The 24,229-nt window shown below is 68.0% G+C and carries 21 protein-coding genes; 12 read left to right on the top strand and 9 right to left on the bottom strand.

All coding sequences use genetic code 11. The features are described from left to right. The 4 genes from IEZ17_RS22500 to IEZ17_RS22485 form a co-directional block, all read right to left on the bottom strand. The gene (locus IEZ17_RS22500; RefSeq protein ID WP_189302883.1) at positions 1-468 is read right to left on the bottom strand and encodes a cobalamin-dependent protein; all 468 of its coding nucleotides are present in this window, start codon (positions 466-468) and stop codon (positions 1-3) included. Positions 469-518: 50 nt separating this feature from the next. Continuing rightward, positions 519-2,039, bottom strand: a complete 1,521-nt coding sequence (locus IEZ17_RS22495; protein WP_189302882.1) for an amino acid adenylation domain-containing protein — start codon at positions 2,037-2,039, stop codon at positions 519-521. A 165-nt stretch (positions 2,040-2,204) separates the two neighbouring features. Next, entirely contained in the window at positions 2,205-3,269 is a 1,065-nt protein-coding gene (locus IEZ17_RS22490) for a hypothetical protein (RefSeq protein ID WP_189302881.1), read from the bottom strand. Next, positions 3,269-3,535, bottom strand: coding sequence for an acyl carrier protein (locus tag IEZ17_RS22485; RefSeq protein ID WP_189302880.1), 267 nt, complete (start codon positions 3,533-3,535; stop codon positions 3,269-3,271). Before IEZ17_RS22485 ends, IEZ17_RS22490 begins: the two co-directional genes overlap by 1 nt. 479 nt (positions 3,536-4,014) lie before the next feature. On the opposite strand from IEZ17_RS22485, the gene IEZ17_RS22480 reads away from it, so the two are divergent. Then, a complete protein-coding gene (locus tag IEZ17_RS22480) occupies positions 4,015-5,088 on the top strand; it encodes an aldose epimerase family protein (RefSeq protein ID WP_229852513.1) in 1,074 nt (357 codons plus the stop codon). On the opposite strand, the gene IEZ17_RS22475 is transcribed toward IEZ17_RS22480, so the two are convergent. Then, positions 5,032-5,535, bottom strand: a complete 504-nt coding sequence (locus tag IEZ17_RS22475) for a GNAT family N-acetyltransferase (protein ID WP_229852512.1) — start codon at positions 5,533-5,535, stop codon at positions 5,032-5,034. The two genes, IEZ17_RS22480 and IEZ17_RS22475, sit on opposite strands and share 57 nt — an antisense overlap. Before the next feature lie 447 nt (positions 5,536-5,982). Here IEZ17_RS22475 and gltX point away from each other — a divergent pair, with 447 nt between their 5' ends. The 4 genes from gltX to IEZ17_RS22455 all read left to right on the top strand — a co-directional run bounded on the left by gltX (position 5,983) and on the right by IEZ17_RS22455 (position 12,471). Beyond that, on the top strand, positions 5,983-7,497 hold the full coding sequence (gene gltX / locus IEZ17_RS22470) for a glutamate--tRNA ligase (protein WP_229852511.1): 1,515 nt from the start codon (positions 5,983-5,985) through the stop codon (positions 7,495-7,497). Positions 7,498-7,547: 50 nt separating this feature from the next. Continuing rightward, positions 7,548-9,398, top strand: coding sequence for an asparagine synthase (glutamine-hydrolyzing) (gene asnB / locus IEZ17_RS22465; RefSeq protein WP_189302878.1), 1,851 nt, complete (start codon positions 7,548-7,550; stop codon positions 9,396-9,398). 38 nt (positions 9,399-9,436) lie between these two features. Then, complete coding sequence (locus IEZ17_RS22460) at positions 9,437-10,744, top strand: MFS transporter (protein WP_194505905.1); 1,308 nt, start codon at positions 9,437-9,439, stop codon at positions 10,742-10,744. A gap of 134 nt (positions 10,745-10,878) precedes the next feature. Then, positions 10,879-12,471, top strand: coding sequence for a class I adenylate-forming enzyme family protein (locus IEZ17_RS22455; RefSeq protein ID WP_189302874.1), 1,593 nt, complete (start codon positions 10,879-10,881; stop codon positions 12,469-12,471). A gap of 189 nt (positions 12,472-12,660) precedes the next feature. On the opposite strand, the gene IEZ17_RS22450 is transcribed toward IEZ17_RS22455, so the two are convergent. Both IEZ17_RS22450 and IEZ17_RS22445 read right to left on the bottom strand, forming a co-directional pair. Further along, positions 12,661-15,126, bottom strand: a complete 2,466-nt coding sequence (locus IEZ17_RS22450; RefSeq protein ID WP_189302872.1) for an NACHT domain-containing protein — start codon at positions 15,124-15,126, stop codon at positions 12,661-12,663. Continuing rightward, positions 15,123-15,536: a hypothetical protein gene (locus tag IEZ17_RS22445; protein ID WP_229852510.1), complete on the bottom strand. Its 414-nt coding sequence runs from the start codon at positions 15,534-15,536 to the stop codon at positions 15,123-15,125. The genes IEZ17_RS22450 and IEZ17_RS22445 overlap by 4 nt, the downstream gene beginning before the upstream one ends. A gap of 833 nt (positions 15,537-16,369) precedes the next feature. Here IEZ17_RS22445 and IEZ17_RS22440 point away from each other — a divergent pair. The 4 genes from IEZ17_RS22440 (at position 16,370) to IEZ17_RS22425 (ending at position 20,603) form a co-directional block, all read left to right on the top strand. Beyond that, positions 16,370-17,668, top strand: coding sequence for a DUF6801 domain-containing protein (locus IEZ17_RS22440; protein WP_189302870.1), 1,299 nt, complete (start codon positions 16,370-16,372; stop codon positions 17,666-17,668). Positions 17,669-17,926: 258 nt separating this feature from the next. Then, positions 17,927-18,787: a hypothetical protein gene (locus tag IEZ17_RS22435; RefSeq protein WP_189302868.1), complete on the top strand. Its 861-nt coding sequence runs from the start codon at positions 17,927-17,929 to the stop codon at positions 18,785-18,787. A 283-nt stretch (positions 18,788-19,070) separates the two neighbouring features. Beyond that, the gene (locus IEZ17_RS22430; RefSeq protein WP_189302866.1) at positions 19,071-19,673 is read left to right on the top strand and encodes a ricin-type beta-trefoil lectin domain protein; all 603 of its coding nucleotides are present in this window, start codon (positions 19,071-19,073) and stop codon (positions 19,671-19,673) included. Between the two features lie 18 nt (positions 19,674-19,691). Then, a complete protein-coding gene (locus tag IEZ17_RS22425) occupies positions 19,692-20,603 on the top strand; it encodes an IS5 family transposase (RefSeq protein WP_268249837.1) in 912 nt (303 codons plus the stop codon). 59 nt (positions 20,604-20,662) lie between these two features. Here IEZ17_RS22425 and IEZ17_RS22420 read toward each other — a convergent pair whose 3' ends face one another. After that, on the bottom strand, positions 20,663-21,142 hold the full coding sequence (locus IEZ17_RS22420; protein ID WP_229852509.1) for a LysM peptidoglycan-binding domain-containing protein: 480 nt from the start codon (positions 21,140-21,142) through the stop codon (positions 20,663-20,665). A 91-nt stretch (positions 21,143-21,233) separates the two neighbouring features. Then, entirely contained in the window at positions 21,234-21,851 is a 618-nt protein-coding gene (locus IEZ17_RS22415) for a TetR/AcrR family transcriptional regulator (RefSeq protein WP_189302862.1), read from the bottom strand. A 71-nt stretch (positions 21,852-21,922) separates the two neighbouring features. On the opposite strand from IEZ17_RS22415, the gene IEZ17_RS22410 reads away from it, so the two are divergent. From IEZ17_RS22410 to IEZ17_RS22400, 3 genes are all read left to right on the top strand, one after another. Beyond that, on the top strand, positions 21,923-22,399 hold the full coding sequence (locus IEZ17_RS22410) for a CcdC protein domain-containing protein (protein ID WP_189302860.1): 477 nt from the start codon (positions 21,923-21,925) through the stop codon (positions 22,397-22,399). Between the two features lie 273 nt (positions 22,400-22,672). Further along, positions 22,673-23,500 (top strand): potassium-transporting ATPase subunit C, encoded by an 828-nt coding sequence (kdpC, locus tag IEZ17_RS22405; protein WP_506005253.1) that lies wholly within the window; start codon positions 22,673-22,675, stop codon positions 23,498-23,500. A gap of 264 nt (positions 23,501-23,764) precedes the next feature. After that, a complete protein-coding gene (locus IEZ17_RS22400) occupies positions 23,765-23,974 on the top strand; it encodes a hypothetical protein (protein WP_189302858.1) in 210 nt (69 codons plus the stop codon). The last annotated feature ends 255 nt before the right edge of the window (positions 23,975-24,229 follow it).

The raw sequence follows: 24,229 nt of genomic DNA, 5'->3' as shown, positions 1-24,229 counted from the left end.
TCATACGGTCTGGAGCTGCCGGGACTGCGCGGCCTGCCGGGCCAGTTCACGCAGCAGCGGGGCCAGATCGCTCAGTTCGGACAGGATGTGGTCGACACCGAGTCGTCGCAGACGGTCCAGCGCACCAGGATCCTTGCGGCTGCCCACGGACAGGTTGCCGCCGAGAACGACCGGGCAGGTCAGATCTCCCGCGGCGCGGGCGGCCGGGAGGTCGCACAAGTCCTCGTAGGCATGGCCGTTGAGGCTGCCGACGACCACGGCGAGCACGCCGGGGTTCTCTCGCACGGCCAGGGCGAACTCCGCGACGGGTGTGCAGACTCCCAGATTGATCACGGTGTAGCCGTGGGCGCGCAATCCGTGTGCGATCAACTGGTTGGCCACCGCATGCGCGTCGCTCGCCGTCACGCCCAGCACGATCACGTCGTGCGCGGACTCCGGCGAGTCGGTGTGCATGGGAACGCTCCGCATGAATCCTCCTTCCACTTCGGCCGGCTCGGTGTGCGCTGTCCGTACCGGGCTCACGGACCGGTTTCCCCCGCCCTCGCCTCGGCCAGCTCCCTGGTGGCCCGTACGTCCCTTTTGCCGTTGGCGTTGACCTTGATCTCGGGCACGACGTAGACCCGCCTGGGCACCAGTTCCTTGGGCAGCAGGGAGGCGAGCTGTACGCGGATCTCCCGCTCCGTGGGCGGCGTCTGTGCCGACTGCTCGTCGAAGACCACGAAGGCCTCGACCGCGTCCAGGACACCACCGCGGATGACGTCGAAGGCAGCGTCGGCGATCAGCGGCAGCGAGACCGCGTGGCGGCGCAACTCGGCCGGTTCGAACCGATGGCCGCTCACCTTCAACTGGCTGTCTTTTCGCCCGAGATGAAGCAGCACACCATCAGGCAGCACCTCGACGATGTCGCCCGTGCGGTAGGCACGGCCGCCGAACGCGGCCTCATCGAGGAAGCGGTCCCCGCCGCCGTCGAGGTAGCCGCGGGCGATACCGAATCCACTGATGAGGAGTTCACCGTGTCCGCCCACCCCCACCGGTCCGCCGCGATCGTCCACCACGTAGGCCGCGGTGTTCCAGGCGGGGCTGCCGATGGGCACGGTGGGCAGGTCGGGCATCTCCCGCACCGTGGAACGGAAGGCGCAGCAGCCGATCGTGGTCTCGGTCGGCCCGTAGTGGTTGACCACTTCCACGCCGTCGAGCCTGTCGCCCATCTGCCGCAGCATGGCCGGTTCCAGCGGCTCCCCGCCGATCATCAGCCGCTTGGCGACGGATCGGTAGTCCGGCCGCAGCATGCGCTCGAACAGGCGGAAGTGGCTGGGTGTGGCCTTGATGAAGTCATACGGCCCGGTTCGGGGGGCGAACAGGCTCGGGTAGTCCCAGGAGTCCTCGATCATGACGATCGTGCGGCCCTGCGCCAAGGGCACCCACAGGGTGGTGAGAGCGAGGTCGAAGCTCATGCTGGCGAACACCGGGCAGGCGGCGCCGCCGGCGTTCGGCAGGACGTGGGTCGTGGCCCAGCCGATGTGGTTGACCAGGGACCGGTGCTCCACCAACACGCCCTTGGGCAACCCCGTCGAGCCCGATGTGAAGACCACGTAGGCCAGATCGTCGTGGCGCGGGCCGGAGGTGACGGGGGCCGAGCCGTCCGCCGGCAGATCCGGCACCTCGGAGGTGTTCAGCGTGGCGAGGCCGGCGGCGCATTCGACGGAGCCGCCGCCGTCCCACAGCACGACTCGCGGCCGTATCTGGTCGAGGATGAGCCGCACGCGCCCGAGGGGATTGGTGGGATCGATCGGCGCGTAGGCCGCGCGGACGGCCATGACCGCGATCATCGCCGCCACCGACTCCGCGTTGCGGTGGGCGATGACGCCGATGACCTCACCCGGCTGCACGTCCGTGTCACGCAGCCCGGCGGCGATGGACATGCTGCGCCGCCACAGCTGACGGAACGTGGTCCTGGTGTTTCCGCATTCGAGCGCGACCGCGTCCGGCGCGGTCTCGGCCCATCGGCTGATCAACTCCACCACGGAGGACGCCCGCAACTCCCGACGTTCCCCGACGAGCGTAGCGTTCGGAAACCCGCCTGCTCGATGGCCTGTCACGTCAACACCTCTCTTCCTCTTGTGGAGCGGTACCTGGTCCATGCGCATCGCGTAGTGGGAGACGGGACCCTAGGGCCTGTCCGATGGGTCAGGGTCGGAAAGGCCCTAGCGCCAGCCTCGGCCGGAGACACCGCGGAAGTCCCACGCATCGAGCCTGCTCACGTCCGGGAGCTCGGCCGCCAGCGGAAAGGCACCGGTTTCGCGGATGAGCAGGCTGGGCAGCGGCCGATCCTGGGTGGGCCGACCGGTCGGCTCGATGAACTCGGCGCCCATGTCGGCCAGGACGCCGACTCCTGCGTCCGCCAGATCCCGTGTCCACATGAGCACACGGGTGCCGGGCAAGGACTCGTGGGCGATCTGGATGAGGTCGGCGCAGGCCTCCGCGCTGCGGGCTTCACACTCGACAACTGTGGTCGGTGTCGGACCCTGGTCGGTGTCCACGCCGGATCGATGGGCGACGAGATAGCCCTCGGCGCTTCCTGCTTCCGACCGCGCTACGAGGTAGTAGTACTTTGCCAATGGATTCGAGGCTCGCCAGTCGAAGTAGGCGCTGTCGCGCGCGACGCGGATGCGACCGTCGGTGGGCACGTCGCGTACGACCTCGGCCATGGCGTCGAGGTCCGGGGTGCAGGTCGGCGAGATCAGCGAACCGGAGCGTACGCCGCGGGTGACAGGCAACTCGTCCCATGGGCCGTGGTGTCCGGCGTCGGCGGCCCGCGTCACCACGGACTGTCCCCAGACACCGACCTGCCGCCAGCCACGGATCAACATCGCCGGCACGGTGCCCTGGTCGCCGAAGTCGAGCAGCCACGGGACGCCGTCGCGGCGCAGCCGGAAGAGCACCTCGTCGACCATCTCATGGAAGAGCGGGCTGTTGCGGTACTCGCCGGCGATGATCGTGTCCGTCAGGCAGGGCAGCGTGATCCGGCGCCCGTCTCTTTCCCAGCATGAGCCGAAGACGCCTACCATGCCGAGCAGTTCGGCGCGCTCGGTTGACGGTGAGCGGGCGATCACTGTGTAACGCTCGTCGAGATAGGGATTGGCGTGGTACTTCCACTCCAGGTAAGCGTGGTTGCCGTCCGGCCCGCCGGCCCACAGCCCTTCTTGAAGGGTACATATCTCCGCGTAATCGGCGGGCGTGCAACCGGTGATGGTGAGTTCCGAGCCCATCAGACTTCCACTCGCTTCGCACAGACGAACCGGGTGATCGACTCCACGGTGCGGAAGTTGTCCTGGTTCACATCGGCAGCGGTGATGTGAATCCCGAACTGTGTCTCCAGCCGGACGAACAGCTCAAGGAACATGATGGAGTTGAGGGCGCCACTGTCCTTGAGGTCGTGGTCGGCCGGAATGGATTCCCGCAACAGTAGGTCGCACAGCAGCGTGTGCAGGTAGTCACGTACTTCACTCTCGGTCAGCGCAAGGCCGTCTTTCATGTCTCACCTGTCCTGTGTAGATGCTCCACCGGCACGGGACGACGTGTTCGCCCACCTCGCGGTATCGGCCGTTGCTGCGTCCGCCCTGGGGGAAGGATCGCCACTGCGCGATGAAGGTAACGCGGCCGGATCACCGCCCGGGTAACTACGGCGCCATCCTTCCGGCAATCGATCTGCCCGTCGGGCAGTGAGTTCGGAATGGCCCGCCAAGTGAGGCCAATGGGCACGCGATTACCGCACGGTGGGCGCGACGCAGGACCGCGTGATTAAGGTCTGGCGGTCAGGCGGGCTTCTTCGACGCACGCCTTCGCCTGGTCATGGATCCGTCCATGCGGAGTCGGCGGTGCCGACCGGTCTCTCACCCCACGCAACACCCGGCGACGCGTGTCTTCAGAACCCGTGATGCCCCACTTCGGACGGCTCCGCATCCGCTGACCGCCGAGAGCACGCACCGCGCGTCGGTGCCGAGAGGAGACCTTGTGGCCTCACGTCCCACCATCGAGCGCACCACCGTCGGTGTCGCGCCCGCCCGCGCCGGGTACCCCGCCGCCGCGGTGGAGGCATACGTGTTGGACACCGGTAGCGGGCCCGCGGTGACGGTGTGGAGTTACGGCGCCACCCTGGTCGACGTCCAAGTACCGGACCGGGAAGGCCGATACGCCAATGTCTGCGTGCGCCTGACTGATCTCGACTCCTACCTGGACCGCCGGACGAATCCGTACGTCGGGGCCACCCTCGGCCGCTACTGCCGCTCTGTGTCAGGCGCGGAGTTCACTCTCGACGGCGTGCGCCACACGCTGGACCGCAACGAGGGCGAGCTTCATGTGCACGGCGGCTCCGAGGGGCTCGACCGCCGCGTGTGGTCGGCCGAGGCGTCGAGAGACGGAGACGCGTTGGAGGTGCGGCTGTCAGCGCTCAGCCCGGACGGCGACCAGGGCTACCCGGGCGAACTGAGGGCGTGCGCCACCTACCGGATCGAGCCGGACGGCACGCTGATCATCGAGTACACCGCGTCCACCACGGCGCCCACGATCGTCGGGATGACCAATCACGCCTTCTGGAACCTCGCGGGTGGAGGCACCATCGACGGGCACCGACTTCGGCTCGGGGCAACAGAGGCGGTGCGCTTCGACAGAGACCTCATCCCTCTTCCGGGGGCTCCCGAAGAAGTACGCGGCACTGCCCGCGACTTCACCGCCGAGCGGTCGCTCGACGGTGTCAGTATCGACAACTGCTTCCTTGCCCCGGGCGGGTCGGTGCTCGCGGAGCTGTCGCACCCGAGCAGCGGCCGGGTGATGCGACTCAGTACGGACCAGCCGGCGGTCGGCGTGTACACCGGGGACTGGTTCGCCCAGCGCCCGCGCAGCGGGATCTGCCTGGAGACCGGAGCCATGCCGGACGCACCGAACCGCCCGGACTACCCGTCCGCACGGCTCGACCCGGGCGGTGTCTACCGGCACCGCAGCACCTACCGGTTCGACTGCGACCGAGGCGACTCACGTCAGCACGCGATAGAGGTGGACGCGCCGCGGCCCGGTGCTACCACCGGATGACGTGGTGCAGCGGCGAAAGCCCAGGAGCGTCATGCACTCCACGGTGGACTCCAGGTCGGGGTTCGCTTCGGCTCTCAGCATGTCCGCGCCGCGCTCACGCGCGAGCGCGATGGCCCGGCGCAGGCACAGCGGCCCGGCGAGCGAGGCGGCGGCGACGAGGTCGGGCCGGACGGCAAGCCTGCTCAGGTATGCAGGGTTCACGGCCGCCGGGAAGACTCCCGGCGGCTCCTCAAAGGCTGGTGTCCGGGTGAGGGTGAACATGGCGGCCACTGCCCCTCCGACGCGCAACAGGTGCACCAGGCCGTCATGCACCCGGGATGCGGTGGTGGCGGGATTGCGCTGCGGCACGGGCGAGTGGAACCGCTCCGCCTGGTAGCGGTCGCTCGCGCACAGCAGATCGTGCACCTCGCGGGCGTCCGCGGCGACTTCCCAGGTCGATGGGGTCATCACGAACCCGCCTTTATCGCGGTGGTCATGAATTCAGTGACCGGCATATGTGTCTCCTTCGGGTCCGGCGGCATTGTCATGGTGGTCGTCGGGAGCGTAGATCGGCCCCCTTCCGCAGCACTTCATTCCGCACCATGCCCGGACTACAGGCCGGGCCGCATCAGGAACTGCGTGGAAACTTCCCGGAAATCCGCCGGTTCCGGCGAAGCTCCGTCGCTGATGAGGCGCTCATGCCGATGCGCACCGCGCCACCAGCAGCCGCATCCCGTGTTGCTCGCGAGTGGCTCGCCCATTACCCGAGGCGGTATTTGCTCACGGAGCCCGCTGCTACCTTTCGCAGAGGGTGGAGATATCCAACCGCGAAGGTGCGAGAAATTCCGGTTGCCCATGGCGGAGTGGCTGCACGCGCAGGGCTCAGGCGCGTAGTGAACAGGAAATGAGACTGTGATGCATGAGATGGCGACGCACCTTTCTCAGGTCGCGTCCACGGGGACGCCCGCGACCGTGCGCACCGCTTTCAGCCCTTCACCGATCGGGCCACCGAGCATGGGGCTGATCCGCGCGGCCGTGGTCAACTGGGCGCTGGCCCGACGCAACGGCGGCCGGTTCGTGCTCCGAATCGAGGACACGGACGCGGCCACGGGCATGGCCGAGTACTACCAGCCGTTGACCGAGGTGCTGCAATGGCTGGGGCTCGACTGGGATGAGGGCCCTGGCGTGGGCGGCCACAATGGCCCCTACCTCCAGAGCGAACGTCGGGAGATCCATCTCGAAGCCGCACGCAAGCTGTTCGAGGCGGGCGAACTGTACGAGTCGTTCTCCACGCGCGAAGAGATCGAGGCGCGCAATCGCGCAGCCGGACGGCCGCTGACGGCCGGCTATGACAACGGTGACCGCGACATGTCCGAACGGCGCAAGGCCTCGTACCGCGCCGAGGGACGCACCGCGGTGCTCCGGTTGCGGATGCCCGACGAGGAGGTCGTCTTCGATGACCTGGTTCGCGGCAGGATCGTGTTTCCTCCCAGCCACACCCCCGACCCCGTCATGGTACGCGCAAACGGCGATCCCCTATTCGCGCTCGCAAATACGGTCGACAATGCAATGATGGGCATCACGCACAGTCTGCGCGGGGATGACTTGCTCTCGTCGACACCGCGCCAATTGGCTGCTTACGCCGCCCTCCAGCGCCTCGGAATCACCACGTTCATCCCCCGTTTGGGACACATCTCCCCGGTTCTCGATGCACGGGGCAAGAAGTTGAGCCGCGCCGTCCCGGACGCCGAGGTGCTGGGCTATCGAGAGCGCGGTTTCCTTCCAGAGGCAATGGTCAACTACCTCGCGTCGATCGGCTGGTCGCACTCCACCACCGGGCCTGTCTTCACCCGCCAGGAGCTGATCGAGGATTACGACGTCGGTCGGATGCGGGCGCACCCGGTTCGGTTGGACGTGGCACGCATCACCGAGATCAACACCGCTCATCTGCGCCGACTGAGCATTCCCGACTATGGTGCGGCATTGCTGCCGCAGGTGATCGGGGCTGGGGTGTTGCCGCCGGAACCGAGCGCGGCCCAGCGGGGTTTGCTGTCCCGAGCCGTGCCCTTGGTGCAGGGTGCCGCCAGGACGCTGACCGAGGCCGCCGAGGCCGTCGCGTTCCTGTTCCTTCCTGACGACTCGGTCCCCGCGCAGGCCGGCGTGGACGATTCGGTGGTGGACCACGATGCGTTGCGTGCCGCCGCAGACCTCTTGGAAGGACTGGAGGACTGGACGGCGGAGTCGGTGCGGCTCCGCCTCAAAAATGGGCTGGGACAGCAGGCCCGTGCGGCCCTCGGTGCGCTCCGGGTCGCCCTGACCGGCCGCCCGGTCGCGCCCCCGCTGTACGAGACGCTGGCGGTGTTGGGCCGCACGCGCAGCCTGTGCCGTATGCGTCATGCGCTGAGTGCCCAGTCGCCATCCCACCGGTGACCGGCCCGGATCGCTCAGCCCCCGTTCTGCTTTCCGAGGGAGACAGTCGCATGTGTGGTATCGCCGGATGGGTTGCCTTCGAGCGAGACCTGAACCGGGAACGGCAAACGCTGGATGCGATGACCGAGACCATGTCCTGCCGCGGTCCGGACGCGGCCGGCACATGGACCGATCCGCGCGGTTGCGCCGCGCTCGGCCATCGGCGGCTGGCGGTCATCGACCTCGCCGGCAGTACTCAGCCGATGACACTGGACATCCCCGCCGGCCCGCTGGCCATGGTCTACAGCGGCGAGGTCTACAACTACCGTGAACTGCGGGAGGAGTTGCGACGCCGGGGGCATGTCTTCCGCTCCACCGGAGACACCGAGGTGGTGCTGCGCGGCTACCTGGAGTGGGGGGAGGCGGTCGCCGACCGGCTCAACGGGATGTACGCCTTCGCTGTCTGGGACCCCCGCTCGGCGAAACTGGTAATGATCCGTGACCGGCTGGGCGTCAAGCCGCTGTACTACCAGCCCACGGCGGATGGCGTGCTCTTCGGCTCGGAACCCAAGGCGATACTGGCGAACCCGCTGGCCACCAGGACCGTCGACCTGGACGGACTGCGTGAGCTGTTCGGCTTCATCAAGACGCCAGGGCATGCGGTATGGGCGGGCATGCGCGAGGTCAAGCCCGGCACGGTGACCACGGTCGATGTCACGGGCGTGCGTGAGCACGTCTATTGGACGCTGACCTCAAAAGAACACACCGATGACCGGGACTCGACCATTTCCCATGTGCGCGAACTCCTGGAAGACATCGTCTCCCGGCAGTTGGTCGCCGATGTCCCGCTGTGCCTGCTGCTCTCCGGCGGACTGGACTCCAGCGCGGTGACCGCTCTCTCCGCGCGACAACTGTCCCTCCAGGGCCAGAAGGCACACAGCTTTGCCGTCGACTTCGCCGGACAGACCGAGAACTTCATACCGGACTCGGCACGCCCCACCCCGGACACGCCCTATGTGCGGGACGTGGTCGCACACGTGGGCACGGTGCACTCGGACATCGTGTTGGATGCGGACTCGCTGGCCGATCCGGCCATCCGCCGGGCGGTGATCACCGCCCGGGACATCCCAGCCGGCACCGGTGACACCGACGTCTCGCTCTACCGGCTGTTCCATGCGGTCCGTAGGCACTCGGCAGTGGCACTGTCCGGCGAGAGCGCCGACGAGGTGTTCGGCGGGTACCACTGGCACCAGTCCCTGGCGGCGCAGCGGGCCGGTACCTTTCCGTGGATGTCGCCGGCGAACGGGGTACCCTCGGGCAGCCAGGGCCGGGACGGCGCCGTACTGCGGCCGGAGTTGCTCCAGGCGCTGGACCTGCCCGCCTACACAGCGGACCGCTACGCCGACGCGGTGGCCGAGGTCGAGCAGCTGCCCGGAGACGACGCCGAGGCCCGCACCCGTCGGGTGACCTCGCACCTCGGCATCACCCGGTTCATGCGCATGCTGCTGGACCGCAAGGACCGGATGAGCATGGCCGTCGGGCTGGAGGTCCGTGTGCCGTTCTGCGATCACCGGCTGGTGGAGTACGTGCACAACACTCCATGGACGGTGAAGAGCTTCGACGGTCGCGAGAAGAGCCTGTTGCGTGCGGCCGTGCGGGACATGTTGCCCCCGTCGGTGGCCGACCGGGTCAAGAGCGCCTACCCGTCCATCCAAGACCCGGGCTACCTGGCCGCTTTGCGGCATCAGGCGAAGGAACTGCTCGTCGACTCGGACCACCCGGTGTTCGGCCTGATCAGCAGGCCATGGCTGAAGAGGGCCGTGACCGGGGAAACGGGCCCGTCTGTGCGGAGCGGATTGGAGCGCAGCCTGAACCTCGCGACATGGCTGGATGTCCACCGCCCTCGACTGCTGCTGTCCTGAATTGGTCAAGGGCACCACCCGAGAAGGGCATTCCATTGATGTTGCCGAGACTGGGCCCTACCCGCAGGCTTGTCACCGCCAGCCTGCTGATGAGCGCCGGCAATGGCGCGTTCGTGACCTGCTCAGCGATCTACTTCACCCGAGTAGGCGGCCTCACTCCCACGGCAATGGGCTTGGGTCTGACGATCGCGGGCGCGATAGGCCTGCTGGTCGGCGTGCCCGTGGGGCACCTGGCCGACCGCCGAGGTCCCCAGCGCGTTGCCGTCCTGCTCGTGGCGCTCAACGGCGTTGCGGCGTCCGGCTACCTGCTGGTGCGCGGATTCCCGGTCTTCGTTCTGGTGGCGTGCCTGTTCACCGCGGCACAGCGCGGGTCCCGGGCCGCGCAGCAAGCTCTCATCGCGGGGCTGGTGGGCGGCGAAGAGGTGGTGCGGACGCAGGCGATGATCCGTTCGGTGAACAACGCCGGTATGGCAGTCGGCGCCGCGGGAGCAAGCATCGCCTTGCAGATCGGCACCACCACGGCGTTCTCAACGGTCATCATCGTGAATGCGCTGGGCTTCTTCGCCTCCGCAGCCATGCTCGCGACCCTGCCCCCGGTCCCGCCGGTGCCCGACTCTCCGCCGGACGAGCCCCGGTGGGCGGTCTTCCGCGACGGCCCGTTCGCGGTCTTCACCGCACTCGGCGCTGTGGTCGCCATGCATTCGGTGCTCCTCCAGATCGTGCTGCCTCTGTGGATCACCACATACACCCGTGCCTCGACGGCCATGGTGACCGTCCTGTTCGTGCTGAACACGGTCAGCGTCGTTCTGTTCCAAGTGCGCATCGGCTCCCGGGTGACCACGATGCCCCGTGCGGTGCGGGCGTCCCGGTGGTCAGGGGTGGTGCTGTGCGCCGCTTGCGGCCTGTTCGCACTCTCGGCGGGTGGTTCGCCGGTCATGTCGACCGTGCTGCTGCTGGCGGCCGGCGCCATGCACGTATGGGGCGAACTGCTGGTGTCAGCGGCCTCGTGGCACATCGCCTTCGGCCTTGCCCCCACAGGCAAGCAAGGCCAGTACCAGGGTTTCGTCATGACCGGTTACGGAACCGCCATGATGCTCGCGCCCACCTTGCTGACCTTCCTCCTGATCGAGTGGGGCTCGCCAGGCTGGCTCGTGCTGGGTGGAGCGTTCCTGCTGGCAACCCTGCCCACGGGAGCAGTGGTGGCCTGGGCCGAGCGGACACGCCGCCCACAGCCGCTTCCGCGCCCGAGCCGCTCACAGGTCCACGCAACAGGCATGGCGCACGATCGGGATGAGGCCCTGTCGTCGGACTCCCTTCGTCTGCCCGAAGGGCCGGGGGGAGTGTGACGACAGGGCCTGGGCCGCCCCCTTCGCCCACATCGTCGTCGGCGTGCACGGCCGAGTACGGATGGATGTACCGAGATGCCGGGTCGTTTCCGCATGGCGCGGATTCAAGGTGAACCACGAGGGATGGCTGTTCAATGACGTCTGCCGACCGCATACGCGCTCATAGGTATCTGGGAGTCGACCCCAGCTTTCCCCATTCGGCGTGGCGTACCCCGTTCGAGGCACTGCACTGGTTCGCACAGCGTCAGGGCAACGCACCACTGATCACCGCCGTGGCACACAGCGGCGCAGAGACCACACTGGACTACCGCACCGCCGAGGTCGCGAGCCGTGCGCTCGCGGGATGGCTGTGTGCCGAGTGGGGTACCGCTCGCCCGGCCGTGCTCGCACTCGCGCCGACGAACGACGTGCCATCGGTCCTGGCGGTACTGGGCGTGCTGCGCGCCGGGTTCGGCCTGCTCATGCTCGGACCTTCCGATCCGCCGGAACGCCGCGCCGAGCAACTCCAGGCCGTCGGCGCGCTGGCCGTGCTCCGAGCACCCGGCACCGACGCGCCGTGCGCGGACTCCACCACACTGCCGCACTGGGAAGACCTGGCGGAGCGGGTGCTACCGCTGCCACCTGTCGACCCGACCGCTGACGCTCTGTACTTCGCGACGTCCGGCTCCACCGCGGCGTCCAAGATTGTCGCTCAGTCACACGTCAACGCGGTGGCCAATGCCGAGGCAGTGCGACGCCACCACGGTCTCGCCGCCGGTGACCGGGTGCTGGGATGCCTGCCCATCCACCACGTCAACGGTGCCCACTTCACCGTCCTGGGCACCATGATGGCCGGGGCGCACACGATTCTCGCCGAGTCGTTCTCGCCGATGAACTACCCGAAGATGCTGCGGCACTACCGTCCGCGCATCGCGAGCGTGGTACCGGGCGTACTCGAAGCGCTCGCGGAAATGTGGCGCGGCCCTGACGTACCGGGGGACTTCGACTACTTCGTCTCGGCAGCGGCCCCTCTGACCACACGCACCGCCCGCTCGGTCGCCAACAGGCTCGGTGCCCGGGTGCTCCAGGCCTACGGTCTTTCCGAAACCACGAACTTCTCCACCACGATGCCGACGAACCTGTCCGGGGAAACCTACCGGCGGCTCATGCTGGATCCGGACATCCCCTCGATCGGTGTGGCTGTCTACGGTAACGAAGTGGCGGTACTTGATGAGGATTGCCGTCCAGTGCGCCCCGGACAGGTGGGTGAGGTGTGCATGCGGGGCTTCAACGTGATGTCCGGCTATGCCGGCAACGCCGAGGCCACTGCGGAGGCCTTCCGCAACGGGTGGTTCCACTCCCAGGACCTGGGTTACCGGGTGGAGGAGGAAGGGCGCGACTGCTTCGTACTCACAGGCAGGCTGAAGAACATCGCCAAGGTGTCCGGGGAAACCGTGTCGCTGGAGGAGATGGACCGAGTCCTTCGCGCCCTTCCGGAAGTACGCGACGCGGCCTGCGTCACGGTCCCGGACAGGTTCACAGGAGAGAGCATCATCGCGGCCGTGGTACTCGATACCGCCACGGACGTAGCGGGTGCTCGGGCCGCATTGCAGGCGAGGTTCCCCCAGGCAGTACTGCCTTCACGCGTAGTGCCGGTACCGGAGATACCGCGCACCGCCACCGGAAAGGTGCTGCGCCCCCGGCTGGCCGCGTCACTGTCCCAGTCACACCACCCGAGTTCGAGCTGACTTCGGCAGTTCTGGTGCACCGCGGAGATCTGCCACCCGCCCTCTGCGGGTGGGCATCAAGGGGTGACGGCGGCCATGCCAAGCGGCTCTGATCCACTTCTTGTGGCCGTATGACGTTGCGTCACGGACCTTTTGCGGGACGTCGGAGTGCGGTCGCCGGACGTTCGTCGAGCAGGACGTGGAGTGTGCTCACGGTGGTGCCGCTCTGGTACCCCGCTCGGTGTCGAGTGGTGCGTCCGGTCCGGCGGGCCGGCCGTGGTGCTGTGCGGCGCGGCGCATACGGGGATCCGTGGTCGCACTCGGACTGCCCACTGCACGAGGAGACTCGGGCTCATCAGGCGGATGCGCCGGCCCTGGGCCAGGGCGGGAGCCTTCGAGGCCTTTCCGGTAGACATCGCACAGGTGGTCCCGGAGCTGGACGTGGCGGAACTGGTAGACCACTCCGACCTGACGCAGGATGCCTCGCGCGTAGGCGTCCTGCAAGAACGCGTCCAGGTCCCTCGGCAACCTTCCCGTCAGGGGCAGCCAGATTCGGGCCAGGACTACCCAACGGCCCCAGGCGGTCATGGTGGCGGCCCCGAGCGCGATCATGGATCCGGCCACCAGTCCGGCCCCGAGTCCGGTCAGGGCACTGTTCGCGAGCCCGAACATGATCCCGTACCCGGACCCGATCACGAGCCCGATGGTGAGCATCTGCTTGAGTACGGTGGTGCGGTTCGTGTTCAACAGGTATGACGGGAGGGCGTGTTTCTCTCTCGGGATGACAGTCTCGAACCCGGCCCCGAGCGCGGCGATGAGCCCTATCGCAAACCCCAGGCCGATCCCGACCGCGAGCTCTTCCCCCGCACTCATCGCGATCGCGGGCCCGGGGACACCCAGGAGGGCCATCAAGGCCGCGCTTCCGAGCGCCCACAGGAGCCCGAACAGGAGACCACCGGCGAGCCCGCGCGTGACTCTGGGGCGGAGGCTCTTCCGCAGTCTTGTCTTCGTCCCGTTCTTCGTCCAGCCCTGAAGCTTGATCTCCATGAGCGACGGTTCGAACATCGGGCCGCCGACATCCATCTTCGTGACGAACCCGTGCATGAACCCGAAGGTCAGACCCATCGCGAGCCCGTTCAACGGGCCGGTGAGGCCTGCCGCCCCGAGCCCGTACGCGGGCCCGTGCAAGAGCCCGACCTCGGCCCCGTACACGAGCCCGGCCACGAGGCCGGACGCGATGCCGACCGTGACCCCGACCCGCAGCATGCGCCAGCGCAGCCTCACGGTGGTCCCCAGCCGCCACCATTCGATGTCGGGCGTATTGAGTTCCGTCAGATGTGCGGCGAGGTAGCCGAGCCAGTGCTGGGCGCGTTCGGCATCCCAGCGCCGGTTTTCTTCTGCTGCTTCGGCTTCGGCTTCTGCTTCTGCTTCGGGCTCGTTGGCGGGAAAGCGGTCGTAGGCAGTGCGGATATAGCTGTCCAAGAGGTGCTTTTCAAGGGCTTCTCGGGTGCCGAACTTCTCGGTGTCCAGCAGTTCCGATGGGTCACGGCCGGACAGGTCCGATGGGTCAGCGTCGGATTCGTAGACGAACCGGGCAAGTGTGACCATCAAGGGGGTGGTGAGCACGGCGGCGAGGTGGGCGCTGGCCTGGGTGAGGGGACGGCGGCTCAACTCCCTCAAGACGTAAGCCCACCCCGCCCGGGGGGCAACGCCCATACCTCCGGAGGGAGTTGTACCGGTGGCCTTCTGTAGATATGTGACGGAGTCGTCCAGGTTGAGGTCGATCAATTCGATAACGGCGGCGGAGGGCACCACATTGTCTTCCGCGGCAGCTTCGATTTCGGTGCGGCGACTGGTCACGAGCAGCGGCAAGGTGCTGCTGTTGAGTGCTATCAGCGCGCGTTTGCGCAGGCCGATGGCGATCTCGTCGAACCCGTCCAGGATCGGTAGCACGCATTTGGCACCCACCAGCGCGGCGGCCCATGTCTTACCGCTGGGGCTGGCCTCGGCGAGAAAAGGGTGATCCCGCTCCAGCCGGCCGATCAACCAGCGCCGCAGCGAGGTGGCGCCGGGATTCCATGATCCGAGACTGAAGATCACCGGCACCGGCGCCTTGCGGGCGCGAGGACGCTCTTTGAGGCGGTTCAGCGCGAATTGCAGGGCCAGGACGCTCTTCCCCGAGCCTTCCCGTCCCAGCACCATCAGCCAGCGGAGCTCTGCCCGCTCGTGGACGGCCATGATCTCGTCCAGTCGGCACAGGTCCAGCGAGGGAACATCCGGTGCCCCAGCCGGGACGTTGCGGACGTCTTCCGCGCGGCCGGGCGCTTTCCCTGGCACCGGTCGCCAGTGCACAGTCAGCTGGCTCCGGTCCTGTAACCGCAGTTGTTCCTCGTCATTCTGCAGGCGCGCGTCGACCTCATCCGCCAGCAGATCGGCCTTGTGGGCCAGCTCTTCATCGACGGAGGGGCGCCCGGATCGCACTGCATCCACGAGCTGATCGGCCAGCTCGGCCAGCGCGCCCTCGGCAGAGACCCCTCCGGCGAAGAGCAGGGTGACCGGGTGGTCGCCGGTATTCACCACGCCGAAGTTGTCACCCCCGACCGAGACCGACCGTTCACCGTCGGCCCGGTCAGGGGTGCGAGCGGTGCGGTCCTGTGGATCGGGCCCGGTGTTCATCGGTGCAGGATGTTCCTCGCGCCCTCGCCGGTGGAGATGATCCCGTTGTTGTCCCTGCCGACCGCCACGCTGCCCTTGCCGGAGGCCTGTACGGCCGGGCGCTCCGGCAGCGTCGCCGACAACTCCTCGGCAAACTGCGGGTCGTCCCTCAGGACCTTTTTGATCTGCCAGCGCAGTGCGTTCAGTACGTCCGGGTCCTCACTGCTCTCCGCCAGGTCGGTGACGGCGGCCTCGATCGACGCGGTGTCGGTGCCACGGTGCAGGATCCGGGCGAGCAGCCGCTGCCCCAGCCGCACCGTCGCTCCGGCCGCCTCGTCCTCGGCTCTGGTCAGCACGCCGACGCCGTACGCACCCACCGCCGCTTCAACCGCAGGCACGACCTGGCCGAGCACAGTGTCGATCTCAACCAACAGAGGCCCCCCTCTTTCCCGCAACACAGCCGGCTTTCAGAGTAGCCATACCTGTGTCCACGGTCAGCCGGTTCGGCAAGCGATACTCCCCCATGACGTGATGGCAGTGCTCGCCCCGGAGTTGCTGGAGGTGGTCGATGAGGAGCGGGTCGGGCGACACGGGCGCCCGGTCTGTCTGGGCGGTCGGCGTCGCCCCAGGCCCCTCTCAAGCAGGCCGACGCCCTACCTGTTCGTCGAACGCGACCGCGACCGCCACCGCGCTCCGCCCCACCTGACCTGACCCCGCGTCAGGACCCGGGCCGACTGGTCAGGGCCGCCGGCTGGGGCTCGGCGCAGTGCACCGAACATCGGTGAGTACAGATGTACGCGCAGGTCCGAGATCCCTGATGGATGGTCAGCCATGAGCCGGAGAGGGCAAGTCTGCGCGGAGGGGGAAGATACGCCACGGCCATGCCTCGCATCCGGCGGTACGGCACCTGCCGTGCGGGGGGGCTGCGGCCGTCGGGACCCTTGCTCAACCATTGCTCAGATGGCTGATTGCCGCCCTGGAAGATGCCCACCAGCAAGGTCCTTTGGGGCGTGTCCGAGCGGTGCGCCAAGTTCCTCACGGAACCGGAGCCGCCTTGAGCCGCGTCTTCCGAACAACGTCACGTGCCCCGCTGAGAGAAATCATCCGGGCGCCGCAGATCCGGCACGGGGCACGCGATCTGAGCAGCATGCTGAGCTTTCTGAGCAGCATGCTGAGCCTCAGGAAAAGAGAGTCGTTCCATAATCGCACACCCGAACAGCGGACGGGGGGCTAACTCATGAGCGTCAGGTGCGGCAGGCCAAGGATGAGGATCATTCTTGCGGTCGCCACGGCTTCGGCAGCGGCAAGCGGGTTGGTGGGCACTATCGGAGCCGGAGCGGCTGCCGCGCAGCCGTCGCCCACATTCGGCTATACGTGCTCGTCGCTCCTGATCGGCGATCAGCCTTTCACGGCGGAGATCCACTCGGACATCCCGAATTCGGTCGCGGTCGGCGCGCCCAGCAAGCCCATCGCCGTCAACGCGGTGGCGACGGTGGGCGCGAGTTTCACCCAGTGGCTCAACAGGGTCGGCATGAAGACCCTCGGGGGCACGGTGGACGCGAGGGCCCATGTGGCCGCGCCACAGGATGACTTCGACGTCACGGTCCCCTTCCACATGGCCACGACCGGCGTCCCGGCATCTGGTCCCTTCAACGTCACGGCAACCGCCGGCGCGACCACGCGCACCTTCAGCCATCCAGGCCACGGAACGGTCACCGCCGGCAACCTCACCCTCCATCTCCTCGCGAAGAACGCGACCGGCACCATGACACTCGCGGGCGACGCGCCGTGCACCCTGAACGCCGGCCAAAGCAATGTCGTGACGTCCTTCGACATCACGAAGCCGAGTTCGGCGCCCTCCGCCCCTCCGAGCCCTTCGACCGGATCGGTGGCCTCCGCCGCTCCGAGGCCGACGAGCGGATCGGTGGGCGCTGCCGTTCCCCAACCGACGAGGTCACAGGGCACCGGTCCCACAACCCACATCGCGACCACGCCCGGCAACCCGAGCCCCAGGGCTTCCAGCACCCCACCGGCGACGAACCCCACCCGTGCGACGCCGAGGTCGACGAAGTCCACGATCGTCGGCAAGACCTCGGCCGCCGGCCAGGACACCAGGGATCTCATCCTGCTGGCCGTGGGCGTGCTCGCCGCATGCGCCGCCGCCTTCGGCCTCGGCGCGCGGCTGAAAAAACACCGCCGCACCGGTGGCGACGGCGGGGGTCAGCGGTACATCGACCCGAAGCATGGCCTGCTCATCGAAGATGTCAGGGACGGAAGGGCAGACGTCGGTTACCCCAGGAAGGGCTTGAATGCTGCTGCCCCCGAGCGTCGAGGGTGTGGCGGTAGCGCACCATCACGCGGCAGCACGGGCAGGAGGGCGACCAACGGCCGGACCGTTCTGATGGCGCGTCATGTTCCACACCTGGCCGGTCATCAGGGCATCGGTGCGCGGGCCTGCGGTGGCGCCGATCCGAACAGCCGACGCCCGGCCTTGCTACAAGGTGAAGACGTCGATGTCGTGACCGACGAGAGGCCCAGCACCGAATACGTTCGACAGGCGTAGCGAACGAGCACCGTCTGCGTAACGGGGGCTCAAGCAGGGCGGCAGGTACAGGTGCCTGGCTGCAGGGGGTGATGGCGGACGCCGAGGAACTGCGAGTCGTGCCCTGATCCACGACCGACCCGCACCGCGGCGGCCACACCCCCTTCGAGGCGCCCGCCGTGCTGGAGAATGACATGCGTCAACGTGTTCGCCACCGGCACGAGGCGCGTGCCGCGCCGTCACCGCCGGTTGGAGCCCCGACCCCGCAAGGAGCCCGCCATGTTCCCTCCCCCGTCCCTGCGCCGGTGGGCCCCGGGCCTGGCCGCGGCCGGTGCACTCCTCCTGTCGGCGGCGCCGGGAGCAGCCGCGGCCAGAGGTCCTCACCTGTCGTATACCGGCGCCGGGCCCGGGGTCAGGATCGAGGTGAACGGGCCGGTCGCGTTCAACGTCGCCGGGATGCCCGCCGGAACGGACGAGGTGACCGTCACCTCGCCGGCCCTCGTCGAACCTATTCCGCTCACCCCGCTGGAAAAAGGGTCCGTTCAGTTCGTCCAGACCGACGCCCCGGGAACCCGGCACCGCATCCGCGGTGACATCGCGCCGGGCACGTACCCCGTTACCGCGACCAGCCACGGCCGCACTGTCGCCACCGCTCGGATAGCAGTAGTCGCCGAGGGATCGGCGGTGATAGGCCGGTTCGTCGTCGGTGACGCGAAGCGCCCTTTGCCGGGCGACGGGGACCCCGGCGCCGTGCGTCCGGGCAGCGACGTCATCGTGGTCCTGACCGATCGGCAGCCCGCTGCGGGCGAGACGTCGCTGACGGTCAAGTCCCCCCTCTTCGAGGGCCCGTTGACGCTCCGAGAAGGCGAGGACGATCCCGGCTGCAAGTGCGACGACGGGAGCACGCTCTTTGGAGGGCACACCACCGTACGGGACGACATACCGGCGGGCAGGTACCCGATGACGGTCGTCAGCCACCACGGGCAGGAGACCACCACCCGGCAGGTGACCGTGGCCGGCCCACCCGTCCCGCACAGCCGCCTGCCCTGGCTGATCGGGGGCGGAACCGCCGTCGCGCTCGCGGCGATCGCCGCCGTCGCCGTACGCCGCAGGCGACACAAGCGCCAGGCCGCCGACTAGGGCGTGTCCGATGGGATGAGCGCAATACCGATGTGGTCCAAGCTTCGTGGGATCACGCGACGCCGGTCCCAGACACTCCGGCGGGCCCCTGAACGAGGTGGGGCAGGCCCTACACCGGGTGTTCACCGCACGCGATGAAGACCGGGAGCTCCCGGCGGGTTGAGCGCGCGGGTGCCGAGAGCGGAATGAACCGTTTCTTGACCTCCCGTCCCCTATTCGCCTGTCCGCTCGCCTGCCAGGGTTCTCGTGCAAACCACTGAGGTACGGGGAGAGAGGACTCTCGGTGAACTTAAAGGTGAGATCGGCACTGGTGGCCGGCGTACTGGCGGCTGCGGCAGTGGCGGGAACAGCGGGCACCGCCCAAGCGAACACCTACCAGTACAACGTGATGCTCCAGGACTACGCCACCGGCTACTGCCTGGACTCCAACGGCGGCGATGTCTACACCAATCCGTGCCAGCCCGGTAATCCGTGGCAGCGGTGGAACGTCGTGTCCTACGACAGCAACGTCGGTGGCTACTACGACCGGGTACAGATCGTCCATCGCAAGGAGGGCAACTGCCTTCGAGTCCAGTGGTCGCATTCCATCTCGGATCCCAGTGGCTGGTTCGCAACCCGCGCGGCCGGGTGCAATTCGAGCGACTACCACGACCAGTGGAACATGACCTGGGTCGGCAACAGCTCCGGCAACCCTCGCAACAGTTGGCAGTTCGCCAACTACCAGGCGGACTCCAATCTCAACGAGGTGCTCTGCCTTGATCGCGGGCAGGACGGACACTACAACCAGCTGCTGTGGGACCAGGGCCACCCGCAGGGCGCCCCGGTCGCCAGGACCACCTGCCACAACCACACCAACCGGTACCAGATGTGGAACATGGTCCATTGAGCGTGTCCGAGGGGTCGGGTGACGGACTCGTCGGCAGATCGTTCCCTCAGTTGGGGACGGGGCGATCTGTGTGACACCGCGTGGGCTCGGATGGAGCCGCATCTCCCGAAGAACGTGGGCCGGGACGGGCGATGGGAGAACCACCGCACAGTCATCAACGGCATCCTCTTCCGCCAGCGGACCGGCATACCGTGGCGTGACTTGCCTGCACGCTTCGGGAAGTGGAGGACGGTGCATGACCGTCACCGGCGATGGTCGGCGGACGGCACGTGGGACCGGATCCTTCGAGCTGTCCCGGCCGATGCTGATGTGGAGGGGCGGATCGACTGGAGCGTGGTGAGCGTGGATGCCACGGTATGCCGTGCCCACCAGCATGCCGCCGGGGCCCACCATCGGGCGGCACGGATGCCGGGACGACAACGTCGCCCTTGCCAGCCTCGGTCCGATGAGGCGGTGGGCCGCTCACGCGGCGGGTTCACCACCAAGATCCATCTGGTGAGTGACGGCAGGTGCCGGCCGCTGGCTATTCTGATCACGCCCGGACAGTGGGGTGACGCACCGCAGCTGATCTCAGTCCTGGACCGTGTTCGCGTCCCGCGTCCGGCCGGTGGGCGCCCGCGGACCCGTCCCAGCCACCTGTGTGGCGACAAGGCGCACAGCTCTCGCCGTAACCGCCGTTACCTGCGGCGTCGGCAGATCCGGCACACCATCCCTGAGCGCAGGGACCAGCGGGCCAACCGCCAACGGCGCGGCAGCCGCGGTGGTCGCCCCACCGGTTTCGACCGGGCACGCTGTTCCCGCAGGAACGAAGTCGAGCGGACCATCAACGCGCTCAAGGGCTTCCGGGCGGTGGCGACGAGGTACGACAAGAGAGCGTTCGTCTTCCACGGCACGGTTACCCTCGCCGCGATCCGGTTGTGGCTCCGATGACGATTCACTCAACAGTCCGCTAGCGCCTGGTGCGTTCTACCCGCCGCGGGGGCGCCGGATCACGGAATCGTCAGCACCTGGCCAACGTTCACCGCGTCCGGGTTGTCGATGCCGCTGACGGCGGCGATTTCGCCGTAGCGGTTGCCGTCGCCGTAGAAGCGTTCGGCGACGGCCCACAGGGTGTCGCCGGGTTCGACGGTGTAGGTGCGCGGCTCGGGGGCGGGCGGCGGGGGGACCTCTTCGGCAGCGGGGGCTGCGGCTGCCGGTTCCTCGGCGGCGATCGGGGTGTCGGTGCGGGTGTCCGACGCCCGCAGCGGGCCGCCGCCCTTGCCGTACAGCACCACGTTGCGGTCAGCCTGCACGACCAGCCGGTCGGCGTCCTTGCCGTGGGTGTCGGTGGCCCACACCGCGCCGTCGCCGGTGTAGAGCACGAAGTTGCCGTCCTCCTGGAGCACGGCCCGCTGGACCCCCTTCTCGTGGGTGTTGGTCGCCCACACGACGCCGCCCGGCTCGGAGAGCACCAGGTTGCCGTCTTCCAACAGCGTGGCGAACCGCGAGGAAGTGCCGGCCGAGTGATCGGTGAGCCCTTGGTGCCTGCGAAGCGTGCACGCTAAACGCGTTGGCCGGAGGTCAGCTGCCGGCTCTGAGGGCGTCCAGATGCCGTCGCAGTACCTGCCGGAGCAGCTTGGGCGGATAGCGGTCCGGAAGCAGCGTTGCCTGAAGCGTGAGGCCGTCGAGGAGGGCGGCCAGTCGCGTGCTTTCCAGTTCGACGTCCATGCTGCCTGGCAGCCCGCCGGCGCACCGGGCTTCGTGCAGCACGCGCGTCATCAGGGTGTGCAGGTCGGCTTGCATCTCGGCAGCGCAGGGCCGCAGTTCAGGGCGGGTGTGTGCTGCGGCGGTGAAGGCGAGCCAGAGCGCGGACTCCTGGCGGCGGGTCTCGTCCAGGGGGAGGAACTCGGCCAGGAGCTCTTCTGTTGCGGCCCGGCGGTCGGTGCGGCCGTCGGGAGTCAGGAGCCGCTCGGCGTGGGTGCGGATGCGGTCGCCGATGCGCCGGCTCAGCTCCCTCATCGTGAAGGTCATCAACTCGTCGTGGTCGGCGAAGTAGTGGCGGACCGAGCCGATGGCGAGTCCGGCCTCATCGGCGACGTTGCGCAGCGACGCATGCTCCAGCCCATGCCGGGCGGCGACGGACAGGACGGCCTGCGCCACTGCCCTGCGGCGGGCCACGGGATCGACGATCTTCGGCACGTTGCCTTTATAGCACGACCGAGCTAATATTTTTTAGCGTAACCGTGCTACAAAGATTGGACGGTATCTGCGTGAACCCCTGGCTGCTCGCTGCGATCATCGCGGTGGTCGTGATCGCGGTCGTGATCAAACGGATGATCGGTGAACCGGTCAACGCAAAGGAGCTCTTCATCGCCCCGGCGATCCTGACCGGGATCGGCATCCTGTCCCTCGTCAAGAAGACGGATCTGACCGGCACCGACCTCACCTGGGTCATCACGGGCGCCGTCCTCGGTGCGGCACTCGGCGCACTCCGCGGCGCCACCATTCAACTCGTCGACAAGGGAGGTGTCCTGTGGCAGCGATACACCGGCCGCACCTTCCTCACCCTGATCGGCACCCTGGCGGTCACGGCCGGCTTCAATGTCCTGGCGGTGAAGATGGGCATGCACGAGAACGCACGCCCCCTCCAGCTCTCCATCGGCGTGAGCTTCCTCGGCGAGTCCCTCATGGTCGGCCGCCGCGGCATGACTTCGGGGATCCCCTTCGCCCCGGCACGTACTCGCTGACTCATTGGGACGTTTTCATCCTGAATTCGCAGGTCACGGGGCTGGCGTGAGCGGGTGACGGGGTACTCGCCCTGGTGGTCGGCATGATCGCCTCGGGGAGATCATCTGCCACGGCGGATCAGCGTCTGATCTCTGCGTTCGTCAGGACAAGAAGAGCCCGCAGCAGCGTGGTGGCGTGCTTGGCTCTCCTGCGGACCTTGGTGAGGAACCGCCAGTTCTTCAGGTCGGCGAAGCCGTGTTCGTTCGCCGCGCGCTCGCGGCGCGCTGATCATCGTGGCGCTGATCCCGCTGTCGCTGCGCGGCGTGCGCTACCGCCCCTCGTCGGCCGCAGCGCTGCTCAGCCGCAACATCTGGATCTACGGACTCGGCGGCCTCGTCCTGCCGTTCATCGGCATCGAACTGATCGACCTGGCCGTCCAGTTCATCCCCGGTCTGCGCTGGCCCAGGCAGAAGGCAGTCATGACATCCCGCTTCCTACCCACCGTGGTCCGGAACCACATCGCAGCGCTGCGCATGCTGCTGGTGTTCACCGTGATCACCGGCATCGCCCATCCGCTGCTCGTCACCGGCGTCGCCCAGGCGGCCTTCCCGGACCGGGCCAACGGCTCGCAGACCAGGCAGAACGGCAAGACCGTCGGCTCCAGCCTGCTCGGCCAGAACTTCAACCTGCCCAAGAAGAACCCCAGCGACTCCAAGGAGGCAGCCAACCCCGACCCCAAGTGGTTCCAGCCCCGCCCCTCCTCGGCCGGAGACACCGGCTACGCCCCGACCAGCTCCAACGCCTCCAACCTCGGACCCAACAACGACGACCTCGTCAAGTCCATCAAGGACCGCAGGGCCGCGGCGGCCACGTTCGACGAGGTCGACCCCAAGGACGTCCCCGCCGACGCGATCACCGCATCCGGCTCGGGACTCGACCCCGACATCTCTCCGGCATACGCCTACGAGCAGGTCGAACGGGTAGCCGAGGCCCGTGGCCTGAGCGCGGCGGTCGTCCACCGGCTCGTCGCCGGGCACGTCCGGGACCGTGCCCTCGGCTTCCTCGGCGAACCTCGCGTCAACGTCGTCGAGCTGAATCTGGCACTGGTCCGGCTTCGGTGAGATGACGGCAACACCCGTCGCGCCGTCCGGTCGCCCGTGAATCCGCGCACGACCGGACACACCACCGCACTGCCCCGCCATCCGATGCGGCCGGGCCGGAGAAAGAGCGGATGACCTACCCGACACGTCCCGTGCCGACCGCTGCGTCGGCTCCCCACATCGCCCTCCTGCTCCCCGTCGGCGGGGCGCTGGCACCCCTGGGATGGCGGGGGTGCCCGGGGTCGTACTGATCCTCAGCGGTGGTGTGGGGCTATCGCGGCGGTGATGGCGCTGTCTCCGCCCTCTCGCGCGCTGCGCCTGGTCGTCATGCTGCCGATACGCGCCAACCTCCACCCGGTGCTCGCCCGTAACCCGAACATCCGGATCACCACGAAGGTCGCGAGCAACCACTCCAAGATCCTGCCCAACGAATTCCGAGCCGTCGCCCACGCGCGACGCGAACTCGCCGCCACCCGCGACCACACGGTCGGCTGAGCCGTGACGGACGGGGCGGATCGACGAGCCGATCGTGCGGCGCGACACAGGTACAGACACCACGGGGAGACGTCGGGGCAGACCGATGGAGGCGGAAACAGGCACCCGACAACGTATGACACTGAACAGTTCTCTGCGCTACTGAAAACCAGCCACTGAACTGTTTCGTGCGTGACTGGACCATTCAGTGACGTTGACACACGAACGATGCGGCGCGCACCTTCGGACGGTTGTGCAGGGGGATCGGTATTGTCC

The organism is Streptomyces albospinus (assembly GCF_014648695.1).
In the GTDB taxonomy this organism is placed as follows: Bacteria; Actinomycetota; Actinomycetes; order Streptomycetales; family Streptomycetaceae; genus Streptomyces; species Streptomyces albospinus.
The sequence above is the reverse complement of the archived record's forward strand: the minus strand, read 5'-3'. Positions and strand labels throughout refer to the sequence as shown.

Coding starts and splice junctions, on each gene's coding strand:
- IEZ17_RS22500 (WP_189302883.1), bottom strand. CDS start 468: ATGCGGAGCGTTCCCATGCACACCGACTCGCCGGAGTCCGCGCACGAC.
- IEZ17_RS22490 (WP_189302881.1), bottom strand. CDS start 3,269: ATGGGCTCGGAACTCACCATCACCGGTTGCACGCCCGCCGATTACGCG.
- IEZ17_RS22485 (WP_189302880.1), bottom strand. CDS start 3,535: ATGAAAGACGGCCTTGCGCTGACCGAGAGTGAAGTACGTGACTACCTG.
- IEZ17_RS22475 (WP_229852512.1), bottom strand. CDS start 5,535: ATGACCCCATCGACCTGGGAAGTCGCCGCGGACGCCCGCGAGGTGCAC.
- gltX (WP_229852511.1), top strand. CDS start 5,983: ATGCATGAGATGGCGACGCACCTTTCTCAGGTCGCGTCCACGGGGACG.
- asnB (WP_189302878.1), top strand. CDS start 7,548: ATGTGTGGTATCGCCGGATGGGTTGCCTTCGAGCGAGACCTGAACCGG.
- IEZ17_RS22460 (WP_194505905.1), top strand. CDS start 9,437: ATGTTGCCGAGACTGGGCCCTACCCGCAGGCTTGTCACCGCCAGCCTG.
- IEZ17_RS22455 (WP_189302874.1), top strand. CDS start 10,879: ATGACGTCTGCCGACCGCATACGCGCTCATAGGTATCTGGGAGTCGAC.
- IEZ17_RS22450 (WP_189302872.1), bottom strand. CDS start 15,126: ATGAACACCGGGCCCGATCCACAGGACCGCACCGCTCGCACCCCTGAC.
- IEZ17_RS22440 (WP_189302870.1), top strand. CDS start 16,370: ATGAGGATCATTCTTGCGGTCGCCACGGCTTCGGCAGCGGCAAGCGGG.
- IEZ17_RS22435 (WP_189302868.1), top strand. CDS start 17,927: ATGTTCCCTCCCCCGTCCCTGCGCCGGTGGGCCCCGGGCCTGGCCGCG.
- IEZ17_RS22400 (WP_189302858.1), top strand. CDS start 23,765: ATGGCGCTGTCTCCGCCCTCTCGCGCGCTGCGCCTGGTCGTCATGCTG.